At 73.5% G+C, this 7204-nt stretch carries 5 protein-coding genes and 1 pseudogene; 3 read left to right on the top strand and 3 right to left on the bottom strand.

Features of this window, described 5'->3' with window-relative positions; translation table 11 throughout:
* Window positions 1-2349 (top strand): HAD-IC family P-type ATPase (locus EF903_RS25685; RefSeq protein WP_125547017.1); only part of this gene is annotated, 2349 nt, incomplete at its 5' end.
* A gap of 174 nt (window positions 2350-2523) precedes the next feature.
* Here EF903_RS25685 and EF903_RS25680 read toward each other — a convergent pair.
* Both EF903_RS25680 and EF903_RS25675 read right to left on the bottom strand, forming a co-directional pair.
* Complete coding sequence (locus EF903_RS25680; RefSeq protein WP_125547015.1) at window positions 2524-2742, bottom strand: hypothetical protein; 219 nt, start codon at window positions 2740-2742, stop codon at window positions 2524-2526.
* Window positions 2743-2861: 119 nt separating this feature from the next.
* Window positions 2862-4085, bottom strand: coding sequence for a helix-turn-helix transcriptional regulator (locus EF903_RS25675; protein WP_125547013.1), 1224 nt, complete (start codon window positions 4083-4085; stop codon window positions 2862-2864).
* A 272-nt stretch (window positions 4086-4357) separates the two neighbouring features.
* Here EF903_RS25675 and EF903_RS25670 point away from each other — a divergent pair, with 272 nt between their 5' ends.
* Window positions 4358-4672 carry a 4a-hydroxytetrahydrobiopterin dehydratase gene (locus EF903_RS25670; protein WP_125547011.1) on the top strand — a complete coding sequence of 105 codons (315 nt, stop codon included), beginning with the start codon at window positions 4358-4360 and terminating at the stop codon, window positions 4670-4672.
* A gap of 67 nt (window positions 4673-4739) precedes the next feature.
* Window positions 4740-5306 (top strand): DUF4291 domain-containing protein, encoded by a 567-nt coding sequence (locus tag EF903_RS25665; protein WP_125547009.1) that lies wholly within the window; start codon window positions 4740-4742, stop codon window positions 5304-5306.
* Between the two features lie 7 nt (window positions 5307-5313).
* Here the strand turns inward: EF903_RS25665 and EF903_RS25660 are convergent.
* Window positions 5314-7204 (bottom strand): annotated as a pseudogene (locus tag EF903_RS25660) (molecular chaperone Hsp90); the annotation flags it as partial.

Genomic DNA, 7204 nt, shown 5'->3' with positions numbered 1-7204 from the left:
CCCCGCTTCCGGCCCGCCGGGCTGACCACCGCGGAGGTCGCCGAGCGCGTCGCCCGCGGCGACGTCAACGACGTGCCCGTCCGCTCGTCCCGTTCCGCCGCCGACATCGTCCGCGCGAACGTCTTCACCCGGTTCAACGCCATCATCGGCGTCCTGTGGGTCGTCATGCTGATCGTCGCCCCGCTCCAGGACAGCCTCTTCGGGTACGTGATCCTCGCCAACACCGGCATCGGCATCATCCAGGAACTCCGCGCCAAGAAGACCCTCGACAGCCTCGCCGTCATCGGCGAGGCCAAACCGAGCGTCCGCCGCGACGGCCGCACCGCCGAGGTGTCCACCTCCGAGATCGTCCTCGACGACGTCATCGAACTCGGCCCCGGCGACAAGGTCGTCGTCGACGGCGTCGTCGGCGAGGCCGAGGGCCTGGAGATCGACGAGTCCCTCCTCACCGGCGAGGCCGACCCCGTCCTCAAACGGCCCGGCGACCCCGTCATGTCCGGGTCCTTCGTCGTCGCCGGCGGCGGCGCCTTCACCGCCACCAAGGTCGGCCGCGAGGCCTACGCCGCGCAGCTCGCCGAAGAGGCCACCCGCTTCACCCTCGTCCACTCCGAGCTGCGCTCCGGCATCTCCACGATCCTCAAGTACGTGACGTGGATGATGATCCCCACCTCGATCGGGCTCATCGTCAGCCAGCTCGTCGTCAAGGACACCAACCTCAAGGACTCCATCGCCCGCACCGTCGGCGGCATCGTCCCGATGATCCCCGAGGGCCTGGTCCTGCTCACCTCCGTCGCCTTCGCGATCGGCGTCATCCGGCTGGGCCGCAAGCAGTGCCTCGTGCAGGAGCTGCCCGCCATCGAGGGCCTCGCCCGCGTCGACGTCGTCTGCCTCGACAAGACCGGCACCCTCACCGAGGGCGGCATGGACGTCACCGAGCTCCGCACCCTAAACGGCGCCGACCCCGCCTACGTCAGGAAGGTCCTCGGCGCCATCGGCGAATCCGACCCGCGGCCCAACGCCAGCCTCCAGGCGATCATCGACGCCTACCCCGACAGCGCGGACTGGCGCTGCACCGAGTCCCTGCCCTTCTCCTCCGCCCGCAAGTACAGCGGCGCCTGCTTCAGCGAGGGCGACGGCGAGAGCTCCACCTGGCTCCTCGGCGCCCCCGACGTCCTCCTCCCGGCCGGCGACCCCGCCCTCGACGAGATCGACACCCTCAACGGACAGGGCCTGCGCGTCCTGCTGCTCGCCCGCGCCGCCCGCGAACTCGACGACGACCGCGTCGCCACCGCAGTCCGACCCACCGCCCTCGTCGTCCTGGAGCAGCGGCTGCGCCCCGACGCCGCGGACACCCTGCGCTACTTCGAGGAGCAGGACGTCCGCGCCAAGGTCATCTCCGGGGACAACGCGGTCTCCGTCGGCGCCGTCGCCGGGAAGCTGGGCCTGCCCGGCGCCGAGAAGACCGTCGACGCACGGCGCATGCCGGCCGAGCGGGACGGCATGGCCCGCGTCCTCGACCAGAACGCGGTGTTCGGGCGGGTCACCCCGCAGCAGAAGCGGGACATGGTCGGCGCCCTCCAGTCCCGCGGCCACACCGTCGCCATGACCGGCGACGGCGTCAACGACGTGCTCGCCCTCAAGGATGCCGACATCGGCGTCAGCATGGGCTCCGGCTCCGAGGCGACCCGGGCCGTGGCGCAGATCGTCCTGCTGAACAACAGCTTCTCCACCCTGCCGTCGGTGGTCGCCGAGGGCCGCCGCGTCATCGGCAACATCACCCGCGTCGCGACCCTCTTCCTGACGAAGACCGTCTACTCGGTGCTGCTGGCGATCCTGGTCGTCTGCTCGCAGGTCGAGTACCCGTTCCTGCCGCGGCACCTGACCCTGCTGTCCACGCTCACCATCGGCGTCCCGGCGTTCTTCCTCGCCCTCGCCCCGAACAAGGAGCGGGCACGCCCGCACTTCGTGAAACGGGTGATGCGGTACGCGATCCCCGGCGGTGTCGTCGCGGCCGCCGCCACCTTCACCGCGTACCTGGTCGCCCGCCACCACTACTCCGGCCCGGAGGCGCTCCAGGCCGAGACGAGCGCCGCGACGCTCACGCTGTTCCTGACCTCCATGTGGGTCCTGGCGATCATCGCCCGCCCGTACACGTGGTGGCGGGTCGCCCTGGTCGGGGCGATGGGCGGGGCGTTCTTGCTGGTGCTGGTGGTGCCGTGGCTTCAGGAGTTCTTCCAGCTGAAGCTGGTCGGCACGACGATGCCGTGGGCGGCGGTGGGCATCGCCGCAGCCGCCTCGGCCCTGATCGAGGGCCTGTTCCGCTGGGTCGACCACCGCTTCCCGGCGTAGGACGGGGCTACGCCCCGCGGCGGGGCCGCGGCTTGAGCGGCCGCAGCGGAACCCGCTCGCACCCGGCATGCACCCAGCAGTCCGGCAGTGCCCCCGACGCCGAATGCCGCACGATCCGGATCCCCTCGCCCCGGACCGGCCTCTGGCAGACGACGCAGATCCGCCCCGGCGGCGTCACGGCCCGTCCGCCGGGGGCGGGCAGGCGTAGACGTCGGCGTCGAGCAGCATGGCCCCATCCCGGCCCAGAACCGGCCCGCGGTACACGGCCCCCGCGCCGAGCGCCCTCCCACAGGCGACACACGCCCGCCCGAGCGCCTGCTCGGCGGACAGGTCCCAGAAGTCGTCGGGCAACGGTGCCCTGTGGCACGCCGCGGTGGACTCGCGGGTCTCCATGGTGGTGCGCTCCCTACTGTCGTCAGCGATGGTGGGATGACGGTAGGCACCGGTCGGGCCCACGGAGGGTAGATCCCCTACCCGCTCGCCGGGAGGTAGGGGCCCTACCCCTTGGATGATCAAGCGGTGAGGCCCAGTGCCAGCGTCAGCTCCCGTGCGTCCTCGCGGACCGTCGGGGGCCCGGCCTTCGCGAACTCCGGCAGCACCATCCGCGCATGCGTGCTGAACCGGACGGTCTCCGGGGACGTCCGGTAGGCCATGCCGAGCAGGGCCACCGCGGCGACGCCCTCCTGCTGCATGCCGTAGGCCCGTGCGGCCTCGACGAGGTGCCGGGCGCGCCGGGTCGCGGACGGCACCGCTCTCAGGTCCAGCGCGGCAGCGGCCTCGACGGCCTTCCCCGGCTGGACGAGGCCCAGGTGGATGTCCAGGGCGTAGGCGTCCACGATGCCGTGCCCGAAGATCAGCCACGGGTGGACGTACCCTTCGCCGAGCTGTCGGGCGGCGTCCTTCGCGCGGTCCCAGTACCGCCACGCCAGCCCGGCACGGCCGGTCTTGGCGTACGAGAGTGAGGCCGCCAGCTGGAGCAGGCCCCACCGGGCCAGGCCCTCCGGGTCGTCGCGGCGTTGCAGCGCGGCCGCCTGCTCGGCCAGCTCGACGCGTGCCTCGGCAGCCGTATTGGCGTCGCGGTAGATGTGGTTCATGTACCAGGCCGCGCCCGCGATGGCACGGGGGCTGTCCGCGTCCTGCGCCGCGGTCATCGACCGGTCCCCGACCATCGTGATCAGCTCCGGCTCGGGCTGGAACGCCAAGTACAGCTGGGCGAGGTGGTAGACCTGCGCCTGCAGGGCGAGGAGCCGCCGGCGCTCGGCCCCCTCCCACGCGCGCACCGACCGCTGCGCGTCGGCGAGGAGGTCCGGCAGCAGCGCGGCCACGCGGGTCCGGTGGTCGCCGTCGCCGTGCCACAGCTTCCATGCCTGCCGTACCCGGGCGGCAAGCACCTCGGCGGACTCGGGTTCGTCCTCGCCCGCCGTGAGCTGGTACGTGGTCAGCGCGCGCTTGACGGCGGGCAGCGAGGCGTGCACCGCCTTGGTGTATGTGGCCGCGGTGATCCGCTCGTCGCCGGTCAGGTCGGCGATGTCGCACTCGTAGACCGTGGCCATGCGGATCAGCATGGGGAGTCGGGGCATTCCGATGGCGCCCGTTTCGATGGCCTTCACCCACTCCGCCGAGCGGCCGACGAGACCGCCGGCCACGGCCCGGGTCAGGCCGGCGCGGTCACGTGCCGCTCGGGCGCGCCGGCCGAACGTCTGGATTTCGGGGACGGTGTCGTGCTGCTCGGGCATGCTGGACACTCCTTCTGACCTCGACACCCCGACGGTACCGCTGAACGGCGGTGCGGGAACCGTCAATCACTCCCTACCGGAGCGAACTCCCCAACGAAGCAGCCCTGTTCAGCGGCGGCCCACCCGGGCGAGATGCATCTGATACCGACGATGCGCCTGGCTGATTTCCGACCCCGCGCAGCCGTAGGCCGCGGTCCGGAGGCGGTGACAGGATGCCCTCGTGGGCCGGGACCCCGCCGGGATCCCGGTGTCCGTGACCGAGAGGAACTGACATGGCCGGGTTCAAGGTGCTGTCGGACGCGGAGATCGAGCAGGAACTGGCCGCCCTGCCCGGATGGGAGCGGCAGGGGGAGACGATCTCCCGCACGTACCCGATCCGCTACCACGCGGCGGTGGCCGCCATCGTCACCATCGCGGACCGCTCCCGGCGGATCCGACACCACGCGGACCTCGACCTCCGCATGGACCACCTGCGCGCCTCCATCACGACGCACGACGCGGGCCACCGGCTCACGCCCGCCGACTTCGACCTCGCCCGGCGGATCGACGCCATCATGGCCGCGCACCAGGCCATCCCGCTGGACTGACCGGGGCGCGGGCGGGCGGGCGGAAAACGGTTCGCCGGGTCGGCGCGGCAGGTGGCAGGGTGCGCGCATGGTGACGCAGTACCAGATCCGTGCCGACCACGACGCCCACACCATCGTGGTCTACCAGGCGTACCCGCCCGCCATCGCCGATGCGGCGCTGCGGGCGGGGCGGTTCACCGCACCGTTCTCGTTCCGGCGGATGACGTGGATCAAGCCGTCGTTCACGTGGCTGATGCACCGCAGCAACTGGGCCCGCAAGCCCGGCCAGGAGCGGGTGCTGGCGGTGCGGATGACCCGGGAGGGCTGGGAGGAGGCGTTGTCGCGGGCCGTGTTGACGACCGCCGACCCGGCGGCCGTTGCCAGCGCGGCCGTGCACGTGCAGTGGGACCCGGAGCGGTCGCCGCGCGGGGCGGCGCTGAACCACTACAGCATCCAGGTGGGCATCGGCCGCGACCTGATCCGCACCTTCGCCGACGAGTGGGTCGTCGGCTTGACCGACCTCACGCCCCGCGTCCGCAAGGCCGCGGCACTCGTCCAGGGCGGGCAGTCCGCCAAGGCACAGCGCCTGCTCCCCGCGGAGCGGCCGTACCCGCTGCCCCCGGCACTGGAAGCGGCCGTGTGCCGGGGCGGGTGACGGTCAATTAGTCGAACCAGCGGTCGCGGGCCAGTTCCGTCGTGCGGGACGGGTCCTCCAGGAGGGCGGCCACCTCGAAGCGGCGGGGCCATTGGCCCGCCGACCAGGCGAGGCCGGCTGCGACGCCCTCCAGGGTGGAGGCGTGCAGGACGCCGTCCGGGGTGCGCCGCCAGTCCAGTTCCACGCCGCCCGCGACCAGTTCGGCGTGTTCCAGGTAGGTACGCGGGGTGCCGGGGCCGAGGAGGATGCGGACGGCTTCCGGGACCTCGTGTTCCTCGCCGGGGGAGCTGACCTCGGCCGGGACGGTCTCCGACAGGCGGCGGACCTGGAGGAGGTCGGCCAGGTCGGCGGCGCGGGTCGGGGCGACGGGCAGCAGCGGCATGCCCTCCGTCAGCGGCAGCAGGTCGGGGGCGTCGGCGATGACCGCGTCGGCGGCGTCCACGACGCGGACCTCGCCGTCGACCACGGCGCGCAGGTCGTCCGGGAGGGTGACCTGCTCGGGGTCCAGGTCCGCCAGGGCGCCGTACAGGGCGTGGAGTTGGCGGTCGGTGACCTCGCGGTCGGGGTCGGCGAGGCGGCCGAGGAGTTCGGCCGCGCCGCCGGGCTCGGCCAGGAGGGCGGAGACCGAGGTGCGGACGCCGAGGGCGCGCAGGACCTGCTCGTCCTCGAAGCCGGTGGCGTCCGCGGAGGTGTACAGGCCGACGAGCAGCGGGTCGGTGCCGGCGGCGCGCAGGCCGGCGGGGCGGCGGCCGTCGAGCACGGGGTGGCCGCGCAGCCACCAGGCGGTGTACGGGCGCACGGAGCGCGTCGTGCCGTCCGGGAGCAGGATCCGCACGGGCTGGGTGAGGGCGTCGCGCAGCGGCGGCTGCGCGAGCATGGCGAGGGCCTGCGGCCAGCAGTCGTCGTCGACGAGGTCGAGGTCGCGGACGGCGGTGATCTCGGTGGCCACCGGCGGCAGCGGGGTGTCGGGGAGCTGGTCGAGGACGTCCTCGCACCAGACGTCGACGGCGTCGAGGAGGCCGATGTCGTCCGGTTCGGCGTAGTCGGTGTCGCGGGGTTCGAGCTCGTCGGGGTCGAGGACGACGTCGGTGGCGCGGACCAGCTGGAAATCGGCGAGCACGCCGCAGGCCGTCAGGGGCTGCGCGCCCCAGCGTTCGGCGAGTTCGGCGTCCACGTACGGGATCTCGTCCTCGCGGAGGACGGCGGCGAGGGGGGAGCCGGGCAGCAGGAGTTCGCCGGCGGGGGCGGGTTCGCCGTCCTCGTCGGGCAGGGCGAGGGCGCCGAGCCAGGGCTCGTCGCCGGGGGCGAGGTCGGCGTCGCGGACCAGGCCGAGGACGATGTCGGCGAGTTCGTCGGGGTCGAGGGCGTCCTCGTCCCACACTTCGCCGGCGTCGAGGGACGCGGCGACCGCGGCCCGCACCTGCGGGGTCGTCAGGATGGCGCGGGGTGTGGCGGGCAGGGCGCCGAGCTTCTCCAGCAGCGGGTGCGCGGCGTCCGGGTGGGCGACCTTCAGGCCGAGGCGGGCCAGGTCCTTCGGGGTGTCCGCCTCGGGGAGGAGGACGTGCCGGGGCCCGATGGTGGTGCGGCCGTCGGCGAGGGGGACGGGCAGGCCGGAGAGCCGGTCGGGGTCGACGCCGGCCAGGGTGCCGTACAGCCGGTGCCACCACTCGGGGGTGCGCTCGATGCCGGCGATCCGCTCGATGGCGTCGCCGAGCGGCAGCCGCCCCACGCCGAGGGTGCGCAGCTCGGTGCGGCGTTCCAGTCCGCCGGGCAGCAGCGTCGGCAGCACCTCGGCGAGGACGCGGACGGTGTCTGCGCCGGCGCCTTCGACGACCTCGGCTTCGAAGGGGCGCAGCGCGGCCCGCGCCGGCTCGTCGCCGGCGGTGTCCGCGTCCGGG

Source organism: Streptomyces sp. WAC05292 (assembly GCF_003949955.1).
In the GTDB taxonomy this organism is placed as follows: Bacteria; Actinomycetota; Actinomycetes; order Streptomycetales; family Streptomycetaceae; genus Streptomyces; species Streptomyces globosus.
The sequence above is the reverse complement of the archived record's forward strand: the minus strand, read 5'-3'. Positions and strand labels throughout refer to the sequence as shown.

Bases quoted from the DNA above. Each gene is read 5' to 3' on its own strand.
- EF903_RS25680 (WP_125547015.1), bottom strand. From the start codon at position 2,742: ATGGAGACCCGCGAGTCCACCGCGGCGTGCCACAGGGCACCGTTGCCC.
- EF903_RS25675 (WP_125547013.1), bottom strand. From the start codon at position 4,085: ATGCCCGAGCAGCACGACACCGTCCCCGAAATCCAGACGTTCGGCCGG.
- EF903_RS25670 (WP_125547011.1), top strand. From the start codon at position 4,358: ATGGCCGGGTTCAAGGTGCTGTCGGACGCGGAGATCGAGCAGGAACTG.
- EF903_RS25665 (WP_125547009.1), top strand. From the start codon at position 4,740: ATGGTGACGCAGTACCAGATCCGTGCCGACCACGACGCCCACACCATC.